The sequence below is a fragment of the Mesorhizobium sp. B2-4-1 genome (assembly GCF_006442185.1).
In the GTDB taxonomy this organism is placed as follows: domain Bacteria; phylum Pseudomonadota; class Alphaproteobacteria; order Rhizobiales; family Rhizobiaceae; genus Mesorhizobium.
In genome coordinates this window covers 338,964-354,802 of sequence record NZ_VFVN01000006.1, presented here as the reverse complement: position 1 = coordinate 354,802, position 15,839 = coordinate 338,964, and the positions used below count along the sequence as shown (strand labels likewise).

12 protein-coding genes are annotated in these 15,839 nt (G+C 64.5%); 11 read left to right on the top strand and 1 reads right to left on the bottom strand.

The window, feature by feature from the left end:
* The first annotated feature begins 25 nt into the window (after nucleotides 1-25).
* Nucleotides 26-1,048, top strand: coding sequence for a LacI family DNA-binding transcriptional regulator (locus FJ949_RS18105; RefSeq protein WP_140497925.1), 1,023 nt, complete (start codon nucleotides 26-28; stop codon nucleotides 1,046-1,048).
* Nucleotides 1,049-1,380: 332 nt separating this feature from the next.
* Here FJ949_RS18105 and FJ949_RS18095 read toward each other — a convergent pair whose 3' ends face one another.
* Nucleotides 1,381-1,974: a TetR/AcrR family transcriptional regulator gene (locus FJ949_RS18095; protein ID WP_140497923.1), complete on the bottom strand. Its 594-nt coding sequence runs from the start codon at nucleotides 1,972-1,974 to the stop codon at nucleotides 1,381-1,383.
* Between the two features lie 246 nt (nucleotides 1,975-2,220).
* On the opposite strand from FJ949_RS18095, the gene FJ949_RS18090 reads away from it, so the two are divergent.
* From FJ949_RS18090 to FJ949_RS18045, 10 genes are all read left to right on the top strand, one after another.
* The gene (locus tag FJ949_RS18090; protein WP_140497921.1) at nucleotides 2,221-2,469 is read left to right on the top strand and encodes a hypothetical protein; all 249 of its coding nucleotides are present in this window, start codon (nucleotides 2,221-2,223) and stop codon (nucleotides 2,467-2,469) included.
* Nucleotides 2,463-5,639: a multidrug efflux RND transporter permease subunit gene (locus tag FJ949_RS18085; RefSeq protein ID WP_140498120.1), complete on the top strand. Its 3,177-nt coding sequence runs from the start codon at nucleotides 2,463-2,465 to the stop codon at nucleotides 5,637-5,639. The genes FJ949_RS18090 and FJ949_RS18085 overlap by 7 nt, the downstream gene beginning before the upstream one ends.
* Before the next feature lie 15 nt (nucleotides 5,640-5,654).
* Nucleotides 5,655-6,809, top strand: a complete 1,155-nt coding sequence (locus tag FJ949_RS18080; RefSeq protein WP_140497919.1) for an efflux RND transporter periplasmic adaptor subunit — start codon at nucleotides 5,655-5,657, stop codon at nucleotides 6,807-6,809.
* A 176-nt stretch (nucleotides 6,810-6,985) separates the two neighbouring features.
* On the top strand, nucleotides 6,986-7,678 hold the full coding sequence (locus FJ949_RS18075; RefSeq protein WP_140497917.1) for a GntR family transcriptional regulator: 693 nt from the start codon (nucleotides 6,986-6,988) through the stop codon (nucleotides 7,676-7,678).
* A 29-nt stretch (nucleotides 7,679-7,707) separates the two neighbouring features.
* Nucleotides 7,708-8,814, top strand: a complete 1,107-nt coding sequence (locus FJ949_RS18070) for a mandelate racemase/muconate lactonizing enzyme family protein (RefSeq protein ID WP_140497915.1) — start codon at nucleotides 7,708-7,710, stop codon at nucleotides 8,812-8,814.
* Nucleotides 8,811-9,995 carry a mandelate racemase/muconate lactonizing enzyme family protein gene (locus FJ949_RS18065; RefSeq protein ID WP_140497913.1) on the top strand — a complete coding sequence of 395 codons (1,185 nt, stop codon included), beginning with the start codon at nucleotides 8,811-8,813 and terminating at the stop codon, nucleotides 9,993-9,995. The genes FJ949_RS18070 and FJ949_RS18065 overlap by 4 nt, the downstream gene beginning before the upstream one ends.
* 233 nt (nucleotides 9,996-10,228) lie before the next feature.
* The gene (locus FJ949_RS18060; RefSeq protein ID WP_140497911.1) at nucleotides 10,229-11,893 is read left to right on the top strand and encodes an ABC transporter substrate-binding protein; all 1,665 of its coding nucleotides are present in this window, start codon (nucleotides 10,229-10,231) and stop codon (nucleotides 11,891-11,893) included.
* Nucleotides 11,894-11,963: 70 nt separating this feature from the next.
* On the top strand, nucleotides 11,964-12,917 hold the full coding sequence (locus tag FJ949_RS18055) for an ABC transporter permease (protein WP_140498118.1): 954 nt from the start codon (nucleotides 11,964-11,966) through the stop codon (nucleotides 12,915-12,917).
* Nucleotides 12,914-13,792 (top strand): ABC transporter permease, encoded by an 879-nt coding sequence (locus tag FJ949_RS18050; protein ID WP_140497909.1) that lies wholly within the window; start codon nucleotides 12,914-12,916, stop codon nucleotides 13,790-13,792. The genes FJ949_RS18055 and FJ949_RS18050 overlap by 4 nt, the downstream gene beginning before the upstream one ends.
* On the top strand, nucleotides 13,785-15,836 hold the full coding sequence (locus FJ949_RS18045) for an ABC transporter ATP-binding protein (RefSeq protein WP_140497907.1): 2,052 nt from the start codon (nucleotides 13,785-13,787) through the stop codon (nucleotides 15,834-15,836). The genes FJ949_RS18050 and FJ949_RS18045 overlap by 8 nt, the downstream gene beginning before the upstream one ends.
* Nucleotides 15,837-15,839 lie beyond the last annotated feature (3 nt).

The following is a 15,839-nucleotide window of genomic DNA, read 5'->3' as shown; positions in this document are numbered from 1 at the left end:
ATCGCATCGGCAATAGGGTTGCGGCATGAAAGCCACCGTCTCTGACATCGCCAGGAACTGCGAACTGTCGACGGCGACGGTCGACAGGGTGCTCAACAACCGGAAGGGGGTCAGCGCGGCCAACCGGCAGCGCGTCATGGAGGCCGCCAAGCAGCTCGGCTATCTGCCGGTCGCCGATCAGGTAACGCTCCCCTCGCGGCCGGCCAATCTGGAATTCTTCCTGCCGATCGGCAGCAACGCCTTCATGCAGGATCTGGCCATGCATATCGAGGATTATACCTCGCGCCTGCCGCTCGTTGCCTCGTGCCGGATCCACAACCTCGCCGGAATCTCGCCGAACGCTTTGCAGACCGCCGTCGAAAACCTGTCGCTGAAAGCCAACGGCGTCGGCGTCATCGCCGTCGATCATCCCAGGACGCGCAACATCCTGCGCGACATCGTCGAGGCCGGCATTCGCCTGGTGACGCTGGTGTCCGATATTCCGGCCGCACCACGCTCGGCCTATGTCGGCATAGACAACCGGGTGGCGGGACGGACCGCCGCACTCCTGATGGGGCGCTTCCTCGGCGACCGCGAGGGCCAGTTGGCGATGGTGGTCGGCTCGCGCTCCTATCGCGGCCATGAGGAACGTGAGATGGGTTTCCGCTCCGTGCTCGGCGAGGAGTTCCCCAACCTGAGCGTCAGCAGCGCCGTCGAGATCAACGACGAGACCGATGCCAGCTATGCCGAAACCATGAAGGCGCTGCGCAACGAGCCGGAACTGCTCGGCATCTATTGCATTGGAGCCGGACGCTCCGGCGTTGCCAAGGCCATCCGGGAGGCCAGGCCCAACCGCAAACCGGTATTCATCTGTCACGACCTGACGAGGGAAACGCGCGGCTATCTCGTCGACGATCTGGCCGACGTCGTCATCGACCAGAATGCCAGGCTGATCGCCGAGCAATCGGTCATCCGCCTGCTTGGCTCGATCGCATCATCGGCGCCCTACCTGACGCGGAAATTCATCGAGCCGCGGCTGATCTTCCGGGAAAACGTCCCGGTGCAGTGACGCGGCCCGCGAGGCCTTCCGGTCACGTCGCGAGCGATACGGCGAATCTGCACAGCTGCTATGCACGATTCACGATTGCCGAATCATTGGGCAACTCATAGCTTCTGGTTGTCGGCCATCTACTCCTCCCAGATGCGATGCCGGCGCTGAGTGGGGTGCACCTCCTCCCGCACCACATTCGAAATCGAGCCCGCTGCCACCTCCTCCCGGCAGCGGGCTTTTTTATTGCATGCCGGACATTTCCGGGAACGGCAGGGAATCCACGCAACATCAAAGCCACGGCAGACCGGAAGCGCACGCGCTGTCCGGCGCCAATGAGCCTTGCCGATGGATCAGCCCGCGGCGGCTCCGCCCCTGAAGGACTGGATCAACCCTTCCGCCATGCGCACCAATTGCGCGCTGGGACCTTCGGTGCCAACGGTCTGCACGCTCACGCGCGCGCCTTCGCACAGCAGCGAAAGCGTATCGGCCAGAAGTTCGGCCTGGCCGATGCCGGCGCCCCGGCAGAGCGCCACCAGGCGCTCGCGCTGGGCTTCCTTGAGTTCCTTGATCACGCGCCTGGCCGGATGGTCGGGTTCAGTCAGCTCAACCGCGGCGTTGGCCATGTCGCAGCCCCGGCAATCGGCCGTAAGCATCTCGGCCGCCTTGCGAACCCAGGCATGCAGTTGCGCGAGCTTGTCGCCCGGATGCTCGGCTTCGAATGCGTCCCACATCGCGCCGGCCTTTGATGCGGTGGCGCGCAGGCATTCGATGATCAGATCGTCCTTGGATTCGAAATGACGGTAGAGCGTCATCTTGTTCGTGCCGGCAGCCTCGGTGATGGCGTCGACGCCGACGCCCTTGATGCCGTGCTTGTGGAACATGTCGCGCGCCGTCTCCAGGATCCGATCCCGGGGACGAGGACGCTCCACGACGCCGTCTGTCATCATTGATCTCCTTTCGTTTCCAAAAATCCCTCGGCCACCTCTTGACTAGGGTGTTACCGGTCTGTAACTTCCAGAATGTTACTTACTGGTAACACCTGTGGCGTCCGCCGTCAATAACAAGACCGTGATCTGGTCCGGCCAGATCGGGGCGGGCGAAAAATTGCATTTCATGCGGCTCCGGCCGGTGAAGAGATGAAAAACGGTTCGCGAGCATGGGCTGCGAATCGACAGACAAGGAGCCGGCCAATGCCACAGCGCCGCGATCTTACCATAGATGAAGCCGTTCGGGATCCGATGATCCGGCTGGTCATGAAAGCCGACGGGGTCGATCCGCGCGCTTTCGAAACAATGCTGCGCACGCTTGCCGGTTCGCAGCGCGGCGAGGTGCCGTTGCTCCGTTCGTCGGAAGAGTTCGGACGCGGCCAGAGGCTGTCCAGGGTTGCCACTGCGTTCGGCAGGGCAAGAGCAGCCGGAGAGGCGTGCGTGTCGTGGTAAACTTCTTCATTCACCGCCCGATCTTCGCCTCGGCGATCGCCATCATCATGGTGCTCGCCGGGACGATTTGTTATTTCCTGCTGCCCGTCTCGCAGTTTCCCGACATCACACCGCCGCAGGTCGTGGTCAGCGCCCACTATCCGGGAGCCAGCGCGCAGGTGGTCGCCGACACTGTGACGACGCCGCTGGAGCAGCAGATCAACGGCGTGCAAGGCATGACCTACATGTCGTCGACCAGCTCCAATGACGGTTCCTCGACGATCACCATCACCTTCGATGTCGGCTATTCCCTGAGCACCGCCGCCGTCGACGTCCAGAACCGCGTCTCGCAGGCTGCCTCGTCGCTGCCGGCGATCGTCAATCAGGGCGGCGTGACGATCAAGAAGCAGAATCCGAACTTTGTCCTCATCGTCAATCTCACCTCGCCCGACGGTTCCGTCGATCCGGTGGCGCTGTCGAACCTTGCCTATCTGCAAGTGGTCGACCCGCTGAAGCGGCTGCCCGGTGTCGGTGACGTGCAGATATTCGGCGAGCGGCGCTATTCGATGCGCGTCTGGCTCGATCCGGACAAGCTCGCCAATCTCGGCATCACCGCTGTCGACGTCCAGAACGCCATTGCCGAGCAGAACGTCCAGGTGGCCGCCGGCAAGATCGGCCAGTCTCCGGCGCCTGCCGGCACCGCTTTCGAGATGCAGGTCAATGCCGTCGGCCGGTTGAGCGATCCCAAGGAGTTCGGCGACATCGTCGTGCGCGCCAACACCACCACCGGTTCGCTGGTGCGGCTGCGCGACGTCGCCCGCATCGAACTCGGCGCCCTGCAATATTCGTCGTCGGCCTTTTTCGGCAAGGACCCGACCGTGGTGCTCGCCGTCTACCAGATGCCCGGCTCCAACGCGCTCGATTTGCAGCAGCGCGTCAAGGACAAGATGCAGGAGCTGTCCGCCCGCTTCCCCAAGGGCGTCAGCTATGCCATGCACTACGACACGACGCGCTTCGTCTCGGCCTCCATGCATGACGTGCTGATCACGCTCGGCGAGGCTCTGGTCCTCGTCGTCGCCGTGGTTTTCATCTTCCTGCAAAGCTGGCGCACCACAATCATTCCGACGATCGCCATCCCGGTGTCGCTGGTAGCGACGCTCGTCGTCATGGAGATGATGGGCTTCTCGCTCAACATGCTCTCCCTGCTCGGCATGGTGCTGGCGATCGGCCTTGTCGTCGACGACGCCATCGTGGTGGTCGAGAATGTCGAACGACAGCTCGAGGCCGGGCTGAAACCGTTGGCGGCTACCAAGGCCGCCATGGCCGAAGTCACCGGTCCGATCATCGCCACGACAGCGGTGCTGATGGCCGTCTTCGTGCCGGTCGCCTTCATCCCCGGCGTTTCGGGACGCCTCTACAACCAGTTCGCGCTGACGGTGGCGATCTCGGTCGGCATTTCCGCCTTCAATTCGCTGACCCTGAGCCCGGCGCTGAGCGCCGCCTTCCTGCGCCATCGCCAAGGCACGCAATTCGTGCTGTTCCGCTGGTTCAATACGGGCTTTGACAGGCTGTCGCATGCCTATGCCAATGGCGTGCGCATCCTCATCCGTTTGCGCTGGATCATGCTCGGCCTGTTCGCAGCCGGGCTGGTCGCCACCTATTTCGTCTGGGCGAAGCTTCCCTCGACCTTCCTTCCGGTCGAGGACCAGGGCTATTTCTTCGTCGTCATCCAGTTGCCCGACGGCGCTTCGCTGGAACGCACCGACGCGGTGGCGCAGAAGGCGCGCGACATCCTGCAGGCGACGCCCGGCGTCGACATCGTCGGCTCGATCAGCGGCCTGAACTTCCTGACCAGCGCGGCGCAGTCGAATTCCGCGGTCGAATTCGCCATCCTCAAGCCGTGGGAGGAGCGCGGTCCCGACCAGAGCGCCTCCAAGCTCGTCGCCGACGTGCGCGGCAAGCTGATGCAGATCCCGGAGGCGTTCGCGCTCTCCTTCGATCCGCCCTCGATCCCGGGTATCGGCACCACGGGCGGCTTCGAATTCGTCGTCGAGGACCTTACCGGCCGCGGCAGCACCGCGCTCAACGACGCGACGCAAGCCGTGATCGCCGAGGCGCGCAAGCAGCCGGAAATCAACCCCCAGCAGCTTTTCTCGCCATTCTCGACCTCGACGCCGCAGTTCAACTACGACCTCGACCGCGCCAAGGCGAAGCTGCTCGGGCTCAACCTGCCTGACGTCTTCAACACGCTGCAGATCTATCTCGGCTCGCTCTACGTCAACGACTTCAACCTGTTCGGCCGCACCTTCCGGGTGACCATCCAGGCCGACAAGGATGCACGCGCGGGTGCGGCCGACATTTCGCGGCTCTATGTGCGCAATGCCTCCGGCGGCATGGTGCCGCTCAGCACGCTGGGCAAGCTGGTGCCGTTCGTCGGCCCGGAAACGGTGCCGCACTACAACAACAACGCCTCGGCCTCGATCAATGGCGGCGCCGCGCCCGGCTATTCGTCGGGCCAGGCGGTCGCCGCCATGGAACGGGCCGCCGCCACGGCTCTACCAAGGGATTTCGGCTTCGAATGGACCGGCATCACCTTCCAGGAGCTCAAGGCGGGATCGATTGCGTCGGTCGTCTTCGGCCTCGCCATCGTCTTCGTCTTCCTGATCCTGGCGGCGCAATATGAGAGCTGGGCGATGCCGTTCATGGTGCTGCTGGCAGTGCCGCTCGCCTTGTTCGGCGCGTTCGTGGTGCTGTGGGTGCGCGGCATGCAGATCGACGTCTACTCGCAGATCGGCTTCGTCATGCTGATCGGCCTGGCGGCGAAGAACGCCATCCTGATCGTCGAGTTCGCCCGGCGACGGCGCGAAGAAGGGCTCAGCATCGTCGAAGCGGCGATGGAAGCGGCACGGCTGAGGCTGCGGCCGATCCTGATGACGGCCTTCGCCTTCATCCTGGGCGTGCTGCCGCTGATGTTCGCGACCGGCGCCGGTGCTGCCAGCCGTCAATCGATCGGCACCACCGTCTTCGGCGGCATGGTGGCGGCGACCATCCTGTCGCTGGTGTTCGTGCCGGTCTTCTATGCGGTCATCGAACAGCTGCGCGAACGCCGCGGCGGCGACGAGCCCGCTTCCCTGCATTCCGAACCAACTGCCGAACCCGCCTTGCCGCCCATGGCGCAAGCGGCCGAATAAGATTGGAGACTGAACATGCGTAAATGGAAAATCGCTTTGGGCGCCGCTGTCGCGCTGGGCGCAATCTCGGTGGCGAGCGTTCACCTGCTCGATATGGGCAGCCTCAGCCTCAATGCCGGCACGGCCGGAGCGGCAACGCCCGCTCCCGCGGCATTCGTCATGCCGGTGCCGGTGACCAGCGTGGTGAAGAAGACGATCCCGATCTATCTCGACTATGCCGCCCGCACCGAACCGATCCGCAGCGTCACGCTGCAGGCCAGAGTGCCGGGCTACCTGGAAGAGCAAGCCGCCGAAGACGGCGCCGACGTCAGGAAAGGCGACCTCCTCTACAGGATCGCGCCGCAGGACTTCCAGGTGGCGCTCGACCAGGCGAAGGCGCAGGTGCAGCGTGATACAGCGACGCTCGACTATGCCCGCTCCAATCTCGGCCGCGGCACCGAGCTCGCCAAGAGCGGCTATCTGGCCAAGGACAGCTTCGACCAGCGCACCAGCACCTTGCGCGAGGCGCAGGCGTCGCTGGCGCTCAACCAGGCGGCGGTCCGCTCGGCCGAGCTCAATTTGAGCTATTCGGAGATTCGCGCTCCCTTCGCAGGCCGCATCGGCCGTAACCAGGCCTCGATCGGCACGCTGGTCAGCGTCGCCGGCACGGTGCTCAACACGCTGGTGCAGCTCGACCCGATCTATGTAACCTTCAATCCGAGCGAGAGCGATCTGGCGCAGATCGAGGAAGCTCGTGCCGCCGGCCCGATCGAGGTCGAGGTGCTGCTCCCGGGCGAGACCGAAGCCCATCAGAAGGGTGAACTCACCTTCATCGACAACACGATCGACCATTCGACCGGCACCATCACCGCGCGCGCCACCATCGGCAACGCCAAGTTCGCGCTGCTGCCTGGCCAATATGTCCGCGTCCGGCTGCACGTCAAACAGCAGCCCGATGCGCTGATGGTGCCGCAGGTGGCACTGGGTTCGAGCCAGCTCGGCAAATATCTCTACGTCGTCGGCAAGGGCAACACGGTCGACCAGCGGCTGGTCTCGACCGGGCCGACCAGCGGCGACCTGGTGGCCATCCTGAGCGGAGTCACGGAAGGCGACCAGGTGATAACAGGCAATCTGCAGAAGATCGGCCCTGGAATGCCGATTTCGCCACTGCCACAGAAACCGGCCACCTGACTCCCCCGCAGGCCCGGTTTCAGCGCGGCGCCCCGGCCTTCCCACAGGTCGCGGGCGCCGCTTTTGCGAGCAGCTCCGCCCGACCAGTACCGGCCATGTGAAAAAAGCCGCAAAAGTCCTTGTTAGATTGTCGACAATCTGCTTGTCTTGCCCTTGTTTCGTCGGGAGTGGCCGGGATGGCAAAGGCGGATTTCAGTCCAATCGCGGATACGACCCGACGCGCGGAGATCGTGGCGCTGCTGCGACGGGCAATCCTGACCGGCCAGTTGGAGCCGGGCCAGAAGCTCAACGAGCTGCGGATTTCCGAGCAGATGCGCGTCAGCCGCGCGCCTTTGCGCGAAGCGATGCGCGAGCTGGTGCAGGAAGGCATCCTGACCAGCATCCCCTATGCCGGCACCTTCGTCATCAATGTCACCGCCAAGGACATCGACGATGTCTACTCGCTCAACAAGGTGCTCGACGAATTCGCCATCGAGCGGACATGGGAGCTGCGCGATCGGCGCTTTTTCGATGAGCTCGACCGGCGCCATGAGGCGGTGAAGCAGGCGACGCGCGACCGCGACACCACAAGGCAGATCGAAACCGCGCTGCAACTGCATGGCCTGATTCACGAATGGGCCGACAATTCCGTTCTTTTGGAAACATGGCAACGGCTGACCAGCCGGTTGCAGATGTATTTTGCCCTGCACCAGCAGGCACGCAACGAAGCGGTGCCTGCCGAGAACGTTCACGAGACTTACGTGCGGCTGCTCAAGGGCGACGACATGCGCGCTGCCCAGCGCCACGCCCGCGAGCATATAGACCACGACTTCGAAGAGCTTCTTGCCTACGCGCGCGCTCTCGAACGGCGCCCGTCGAAAGGCGCCTGATCCTTCCCCAGCGGACAACGGACATCAACGTGCAGATCGCAACCATCAAAGCCTACCATGTCGCGCAGCCCTTCGTGGACGGCCCCTATCGCATGTCGAAGGGGCGCGTCGCCGACGCCTTCGACGCGGTGATCGTCGCCATCACCTCGAACGATGGCATCACCGGCTGGGGCGAGATGGCGCCGCTCGGCAATTTCTATTCGGCCGCCTTCCCGGCGGGCGCCCGTGCCGGCGTTATGGAGATCGCCACGCACCTCATCGGCCACGACCCGCGCGGCCTCGCCGGCATCGGCCGGCTGATGGACATCGTGTTCAAAGGGCATCCCTACATCAAGTCGGCGCTCGACATGGCCTGCTGGGATCTCGCCGCGCGCGCCGCCGACGTGCCGCTGGTGACGATGCTGGGCGGCAAGGAGAGCGATACGGCCGAGCTTTACAAGGTCGTCACCCATGGCAGCGTCGATGCCATGGCCGCCCTTGCGCAGCGCATCGTCCAGGACGGCTTCCACCGGCTGCAGGTCAAGGTCGGCGGCAACGTCCGCGACGACATCGAACGCGTCACGGCGGTCGCCGCCTCAGTGCCGAAAGACACTGTCATCTTCTGCGACGCCAATGCCGGCTGGACGCCCTACCAGGCGCGCCAGTTCGCCGATGCGACGCGCTCGATCGATTACACATTCGAGCAACCCTGCACGACGATCGAGGAAAACATGTCGGTGCGCCGCATGCTCGACAAGCCGATGGTGCTCGACGAATCCGTCACCTCGCTCGAGGACATGCTGGAAATCCATCGCCGAGGCGCGGCCGACGGGCTGACGCTGAAGATCTCGCGGCTCGGCGGCGTCGGCAGGACCCGGCTGATCCGCGATGTCGCCGTCGACCTCGGCTTCATGATCACCGTCGAGGATACCGGCGGCGCCGAGATCGACACGGCAGCCATGGCGCATCTGTCGCTGTCGACGCCGCAGGAGCGCCGCCTGCACGCCATCGCGTTCCACGAATGGGTGACGGTGCGCACGGCGTCGAACAAGCCGCCGGTCACCGGCAGCCGCATGGGCGTTCCGGATGGTCCGGGCCTCGGCATCGACGTCGTCCCGGATCTTCTCGGCAAGCCCTTCTTCGAGGTCGGCCGGTGAAAATCCGCGGCATCAAGGCGACGCCGATCAACCTCAGGCTCGAGGCGCCTTATGCCTGGGTGTTCGGTGAACTCGACGGCTTCTCGCCGACCATTGTCGAAGTGGAGACCGAAGATGGCCTGATCGGCCTCGGCGAAGCACCGACGCCGGCAGCAGCCGCGATCATCAACGACATCCTGGCACCGCGGCTCGTGGGCCGCGACGCCTTCGACATCGCGGGCGCCGAGCATGTCTGCCTCCCCTACTGGACCGGCGTGCAGTCGATCAACGACCGCGCCCGCATCATGGCCTTCGGCGCGATCGAGATGGCGCTCTGGGACCTGCGCGGCAAGGTGTGGAACCAGCCGCTCTACCAACTGCTCGGCGGCGCCGTGCGCAAGGAGATCCCGTTCACCGATTACTTTTCGCTGCGCGGCGACGGGCCAAGGGTGAAAGGCGAGACGACGCCGGAGGAAGTCGCCGACTACTGCGTCGAGCTTCATGAGACCCACGGAACGACCTTCTTCGAAGGGAAGTTCTCGACGCAGGATCCAAAAATCTCGCTGAAGATGATCGAATTGATCCGCAGGAAGCTCGGCGACGATGCGATGATCCGCATCGATTCCAACCAGGCCTATTCGCTCAGCACCGCCCGGCGACTGGCACGGCCGCTGGAAGAGCTTAGCGTGCGCAATTGGGAGGATCCAGTGGCGACGATCGAGGAGATGCGCGAACTCAGGCGCCATTGCTCGATCCCGTTCTCGACCCACAACATCGACATCGCCCGCGCCATGGACCTCAAGGTGCCCGACGCCTTCGTCGGCAATCCAACCGCGCATGGCGGCATCGGCCGCATGCTGCGCTTCGTCGGCGCCTGCGAGCACGCCGGCATCGATTTCTGGTGCTACAGCGGCGACAGCGGCATCGGCAGCGCCGCCTACCTGCATCTATGCGCGGCGCTCGGCTGGATACGGGAACCGAACCAGTCGCTGTTTCGCATGCAACCGACCGACATCACCGAGGAAGGACCGTTTTGCCCGAGGAATAATGTCGTGCCTGTGCCGGAGGGGCCCGGTCTCGGCATCACATTGTCGCGAGAACGGCTCGCTGCCTGCCATCGCAACTTCGCCGAGAACGGGCCCTGCAACAAATATCACGATCCGGCAAAGCCCGGAACTTACCGTCGTTTGCCGCTGAACTAGATGAGGGCGGCCGGCCACAACAGCAGAAGCCAGCCGCCGCGATCCCGGTCGGAAAGGGTGGCCACGGACTAGAGGAAGCAGTGCAGCCCAGAAACCGGCACGTCCGCGCCAAGGACTGGATGGACCGGACAAAACCGCGTGCTACAGTCCCGGTCTACAGGCCTCTGGCGACCGGAAACGGTATAGTCGCGAATTTTCGTCAACCATAAGAAACAGGGGAAAGGGTCAAACCCATGAGCAAGAATTATCGCATTCTCGACCTCATCCGGCGCAATCGCTCGCCGCTCGAAAATCACCTCATCGACGGTCTCGTCGACGGCCGTGTCAGCCGCCGCGACTTCATCCGCCATGGCAGCCTGCTCGGCCTGTCGCTGCCGCTGCTGGGCGGCATCACCACGGCCGCGGGCCTCGGTGCCATGCCGTCGCTCGCCCGGGCGCAAGGCGCGCCAGGCGCCACGATCCGCGTCGCAAGCAGCGTGCCGGCGGCGACGATCGACCCTGTCACCATCGCCGATGCCGGCGGCCTGCTGATCATGCAGCAAGTCGCGGAGTTCCTCTGCGTCGACGGCCCCGATCTCGTGCTCAAGCCGGCGCTGGCTGAAAGCTGGAAGCCGAACGACAACGGCTCGGTGTGGACTTTCAAGCTGCGCAAGGGCGTGAAGTTCCACTCAGGCGGCGAAATGAAGGCCGACGACGTGGTGGCCAGCATCGACCGGATCGCCGACCCGGCCAACTCGTCCAACGCATTGTCGGTGTTCACCGGTATCCTGTCGAAGGGCGCCAGCAAGAAGGTCGACGACTACACGGTGGAATTCCACCTCGACGCCCCGAACGGCAACTTTCCCTACATGGTGTCGTCCGATAATTACAACGCCGTCATCGTGCCGGCGAGCTACAAGGGCGACTACGAAAAGAGCTTCGACGGCACCGGGCCGTTCAAGATCGACAAATACACGCCGAAGGTCGGCGCTTCCTTCGTCCGCAACGAAGGCTACTGGGGCGAGAAGGCGCTGCCGGAACGCACCGAATTCACGTTCTTTGCCGACATGCAGCCAATGATCCTGGCGCTGCAGGGCGGGCAGGTCGACATCATCAACCAGATGCCTGTCCTGTCTGGCGTGGCGCTGCTCAACGATCCCAACATCGACATCATCAGCTTGAAATCGTCGGCGCACCAGCAACTGCACCTGCGCTGCGACGACGGGCCGATGAAGGATGCGCGCGTGCGCCGCGCCATCGCGCTCAGCCTGGACCGCGACAAGCTAGTCGCGGGCCTGATGAAGGGGCGCGCCGTGGCCGGCAACGACAGCCCGTTCGCCCCGGTTTATCCCTCGACCGATGCGAGCGTGCCGCAGCGCAAGCAGGACATCGCGCAGGCCAAGCAGCTCATGGAGGCGGCGGGCGCGGGCAAGGGCTTCAAGATGACGCTGACCACCGAGCGCTATCTCGAAATCCCCGAATACGCCCAGCTCATCCAGAACTGGGTCAAGGAAATCGGCATCGAGCTCGAGCTCAACATCCTCGACCAGAGCGCCTACTACGGCGACGCCGTGTTCGGCAAATCGAACTGGCTGGACTCGGAAATGGGCATCACCGACTACGGCCACCGCGGCGTGCCGAACGTCTATCTTGCCGCCCCGCTGAAGAGCGAAGGCACGTGGAACGCGGCGCACTTCAAGAACAAGGACTACGACGCGCTGGCGACCAGCTATATCGCGGCCCTCGATCTCGAAGCGCAGAAGGCGACGGCAGGCAAGATCCAGAAACTTCTGCTCGAGGAGACGCCGGTCATCTTCGGCTATTTCTACGACTATCTGACGGCGACGGCGAAGGGCGTGGCCGGCGTGCAGCCGACCGCGATGTCGCAGCTGTTCCTGGAAAAGGCGTCGAAGGCCTGAGCGGAAGGGAAAGCCAATCCTATAACAGCCAGCTTCCTGACGGGAGCTGGCTACTCAGGGAGTGTTAGCCATTCTCTCCTTCCTTGTCCGGCGCGTCTCGCTTTCGCTCGTCACGCTGTTCCTGCTCAGCATCATGGTCTTTCTGGGCGGACAGGTGCTTCCAGGCAATGTCGGGCGCGCCATATTGGGGCCGTTCGCCGACCAGCGCGCCGTCGATGCGCTCAACCATTCGCTCGGCGTCGACCGGCCACTGCTTGCCCAGTACTGGAGCTGGATTTCAAACTTCGTCCAGGGCGACATGGGCACGTCCTACATCTTCCGCTCGCCGGTCGCCCCCTTCGTCATCGATGCGCTGGGCAATTCGATGAAGCTGGCGGCGGTCGCCTTCGTGCTGGTGGTGCCAATCGGCATCCTTGGCGGCGTCGTCGCGGCCCTCAACCTCAACCGGCCGCTCGACCGCATCATCAGCCTTGGCGGCCTGTCGGTGACGGTGCTGCCGGAGTTCGTCACCGGCATCATCCTGATCCTGATCTTCGGTGTCTGGCTGCGCTGGCTGCCGATCTCGGCGGCATGGCCGCGTGATGCCGGTTTCTTCACGCAGCTTTACTACCTGATCCTGCCGGCGCTGCCGCTGTTCCTGGTGCTGTTCGGCTATATCGCGCGCATGGCGCGCTCGGGCATGATCGAGGCGCTCGATTCCGACTATACGCGAACCGCGGTGCTCAAGGGCCTGCCCTGGCGCACGGTGATCTGGCGCCATGTGCTGCGCAATGCGCTGCTGCCCACCATCACCGTCATTGCCACCCAGACCGGCTATCTCATCGGCGGCCTCGTGGTGATCGAGACGCTGTTCCGCTACCAGGGTATCGGCTCGCTGATCTTCACCGCTGCGCGCGGCAAGGATTTCCCGATGCTGGAATCAGGCATCCTGACCATCGGCATCGTGTATGCCGTGGCCACCCTTGTGGCCGACTTCCTCTATTCCGTGCTCAATCCACGCATCCGGCTGGGGTCAGAACAATGAGCGCCGTCCAGACCAGTCCCGCCAGACAGGACGACACCCGCCAGCGCAGCCCCCTGGCGGAGGTTTTGTCCTCGCTGCTTCGCTCCGGCACCTTCCTCGTCGGCATCACCATCGTGCTGTTCTGGGTCGCCTGTGCGCTGTTCGGCGAACATTTCGCGCCCTACGATCCGCTCGCCGACGACATCATCAACGCGCTGGCGCCGCCTTCGGCCGAACACTGGTTCGGCACCGACCAGATCGGCCGCGACGTCTTCTCGCGCGTCATCGTCGGCTCGCGCGACATCCTGACCGTGGCGCCGCTGGCGACATTGCTGGCGACGGTGGCCGGCACGGCGCTCGGGCTGCTCACCGGTTACTTCCGCGGTATCGTCGACGATGTCGTCAGCCGCATCCTGGAAGCCTTCATGGCAATCCCGGTGGTGATCGTGGCGCTGCTCGCCATCGTGGCGCTCGGCACGTCCAAGACCACCGTCATCGTGGTCATCGGCCTGAGCTTCGCGCCGATCATCGCGCGCACCGTGCGCTCGGCGGTGCTGGCTGAGCGCGAGCTCGACTATGTCGCCGCGGCCCAGCTCAGGCATGAGAGTGCGCTGCATACGATGTTCGTCGAGATCCTGCCCAACGTCATTCCGCCGATCCTGGTTGAAACGACCGTGCGGCTTGGTTATGCCATTTTCGCGGTTGCCACGCTTTCCTTCATGGGCTTCGGCATCCAGCCGCCGTCGCCGGACTGGGGGCTCTCGATTTCCAGCAATTACGGCATGATCGGCGGCGGCTTCTGGTGGACCGTGCTGTTCGACGCGCTCGCCATCGCCTCGCTGGTGATCGGCGTCAATCTGGCGGCCGACGGCGTGCATGGAGCCTTCAATGACTGAACCCTCCAAGACCCGGAAGGCCAAGGCCCAGAACGCACTCGACCTCGACGACCTGTCGGTCGCTTATCGTGTTTCGGGCCGAAACCGGGCGGTGCTGCGCAATCTCAGTCTCACCATCGGCCAAGGCGAGGCCTATGGGCTGGTCGGCGAATCCGGCTGCGGCAAATCCACAGTCGCCCTTTCCGTCGTGCGCTACCTGCCGCGAAACGGTTCGATATCAGGCGGCGCGATCTCGCTCGACGGCCAGGACGTCATGAAGCTCGATGCCGAGGCGCTCAGGCAAATGCGCGCCGAAAGCGTCTCCATGGTCTATCAGGACCCCGGCAAGGCGCTCAACCCGTCGATCCGCATCGGTCGCCAGCTGACCGAGATCTTCGAGCTTGGGGGCAAAACGGGGCAGGCAGCCGAGGATCGCGCAATCGCCATGCTCAACCGGGTGCGGATCTCCGATCCGGCCAGCGTCATGCAACGCTATCCGCACCAGCTTTCCGGCGGCATGCAGCAGCGCGTGGCGATCGCCATGGCGCTGGCCAACGATCCTTCGATGCTGATCCTGGATGAGCCGACGACCGGCCTCGACGCGACCGTCGAAGCCGAGGTGCTCGACCTGATCGCGCAGCTGCGGCAAGAATTGTCGGCCTCGATCCTGTTCATCAGCCACAATCTCGCCGTCGTCTCCAACATGTGCGATCGCGTCGGCGTGCTCTATGCCGGCATGCTGGTCGAGGAAGGGCCGACGGAGGCCGTCTTCAACGATCCGCGCCATCCCTATACGGTAGCGCTGCTGCGCTGCCTGCCGCGCGGCGGCCAGCGCAAGGACCAGGGCCGCCTCGACACCATCCCGGGCTTTTTGCCCGGCATCGGGGCCGACATCAAGGGCTGCCCCTTCGCCGACCGCTGCGCTCTCGCTACAGACCGCTGCCGCAACGAGTTGCCGCCGCTCTACGAGCTGGGCGGCCGGCTGTCGCGCTGTCACTATCACGAGAAGGCGCAATCCCTCCCGCGCACGACGCCCAGCGACGCGCCCGCCGCGCCGAAAGCCGCAGCCACGCCGGTATTGCGGGTCGCCGGGCTGAACAAGACCTTTGCCAGCCATGGCCATTCGCTGCGCGCGGTGAAGGACGTGTCGCTCGATCTCAGGCCGGGCGAAACGCTCGGGCTGGTCGGCGAGTCCGGCAGCGGCAAGACCACTTTCGCCAGGCTGCTGCTCGGCCTCGTGCCGCCCGACGACGGCGGCAGCATCGAGCTCGAGGGCAAGGCGCTGGCGCCGCGGCTGGGGGACCGCAGCGACGACCAGGTCAAGGCGATGCAGATCGTCTTCCAGAATCCGGACTCCGCACTCAACCGGTCGCATTCGATAAGGCATCTGATCGGCCGCGCGCTGAAGCGGCTGGCGGGCTTGAGCGGCAAGGCGCTCAAGGCCCGCCTCGACGACCTCGTCCGCTCGGTGCGGCTGACCGACCGGCATCTGGCCGTGAAGCCGCGCCAGCTGTCGGGCGGACTGAAACAGCGCGTTGCCATAGCGCGCGCCTTCGCCGGCGATCCACGCATCGTCGTGTGCGACGAGCCGACCTCGGCGCTCGACGTGTCGGTGCAGGCCGCGATCCTGAACCTGCTCGCCGATCTGCAAGCGAAGGAAGACGTCAGCTACATCTTCATCTCGCATGATCTTGGCGTGGTGCGCTACCTCTCCGACAAAATCGCCGTGCTCTATCTCGGCCGCATCATGGAGCTTGGGCCGTCGGAGGACGTTTTCTCCGGCCCGCATCATCCCTACACCGAAGCGCTGCTGTCGGCCGTGCCCAGGCTCGACCAGACCGAGACGGCGCGCATCCGTCTCGACGGCGAAATCCCCAGCGCCACCAATCCGCCGCCGGGCTGTGTCTTCCACACGCGCTGCCCACGCAAGATCGGCCCGATCTGCGAACAACAGGAACCGCCGCTGGCCGAGGCGCGCCCCGGACACTCGATCCGTTGCCATATTCCCTATGTGGAACTCGCCAGGCTGCAGAGGCCGGCAGCGGTCGATACCGAGCCGGCGTAGCCG

Coding starts and splice junctions, on each gene's coding strand:
- FJ949_RS18105 (WP_140497925.1), top strand. CDS start 26: ATGAAAGCCACCGTCTCTGACATCGCCAGGAACTGCGAACTGTCGACG.
- FJ949_RS18095 (WP_140497923.1), bottom strand. CDS start 1,974: ATGACAGACGGCGTCGTGGAGCGTCCTCGTCCCCGGGATCGGATCCTG.
- FJ949_RS18090 (WP_140497921.1), top strand. CDS start 2,221: ATGCCACAGCGCCGCGATCTTACCATAGATGAAGCCGTTCGGGATCCG.
- FJ949_RS18080 (WP_140497919.1), top strand. CDS start 5,655: ATGCGTAAATGGAAAATCGCTTTGGGCGCCGCTGTCGCGCTGGGCGCA.
- FJ949_RS18075 (WP_140497917.1), top strand. CDS start 6,986: ATGGCAAAGGCGGATTTCAGTCCAATCGCGGATACGACCCGACGCGCG.
- FJ949_RS18060 (WP_140497911.1), top strand. CDS start 10,229: ATGAGCAAGAATTATCGCATTCTCGACCTCATCCGGCGCAATCGCTCG.
- FJ949_RS18050 (WP_140497909.1), top strand. CDS start 12,914: ATGAGCGCCGTCCAGACCAGTCCCGCCAGACAGGACGACACCCGCCAG.
- FJ949_RS18045 (WP_140497907.1), top strand. CDS start 13,785: ATGACTGAACCCTCCAAGACCCGGAAGGCCAAGGCCCAGAACGCACTC.